This window comes from Sphingobacterium haloxyli (genome assembly GCF_002980525.1).
Classification (GTDB): Bacteria; Bacteroidota; Bacteroidia; order Sphingobacteriales; family Sphingobacteriaceae; genus Sphingobacterium; species Sphingobacterium haloxyli.
Genome location: NZ_PVBQ01000052.1, coordinates 1 through 498, shown reverse-complemented (window position 1 = coordinate 498; position 498 = coordinate 1). Strand labels below are relative to the sequence as shown.

Below are 498 nucleotides of genomic sequence, written 5' to 3'. Positions count from 1 at the left end.
GCCAGAAGCGCGAACGTTTCGAAGGTGACCCCAACCAGACTGAACTTCCATTTGAGGTAGAACCCCTGGCAGTAGAGCAGCAACAGGAAGAAACCAAGCAAAAGATCGAGTATACCCGCAAACGCCCTAACCATAAGGGACGTGCGAAGTTACCTGGACACCTTCCTGTAGTAGAGATCGACATACACCCGGAGGGGGACCTATCGGATATGGTATGCATCGGAAAGGAAATCACTGAAGAACTGGAGTGCGAGCCGGCAAAGTTTTATATCAAACGCTATATCCGCTATAAATACACGCCTAAAAATGGAGATGGCGTACGTATCGGCGAACTTCCCGAACGTGTCATCGACAGAGGTATCCCCGGAGCGGGCTTATTGGCGATGATACTGACCGGAAAATATCAGGACCACCTCCCGCTGTACCGACAGAAACAGATCTTTGCCAGGGAAAACATACAGATCGCCTCCTCGACCATCGAGGGCTGGACAAAAGAAT

General features: G+C 50.6%; 1 protein-coding gene. It reads left to right on the top strand.

Annotated elements, in window-relative coordinates:
* Nucleotides 1–498, top strand: a 498-nt coding sequence (locus tag C5745_RS19910; RefSeq protein ID WP_165793158.1) for an IS66 family transposase, incomplete at both ends; no start/stop codon positions are given.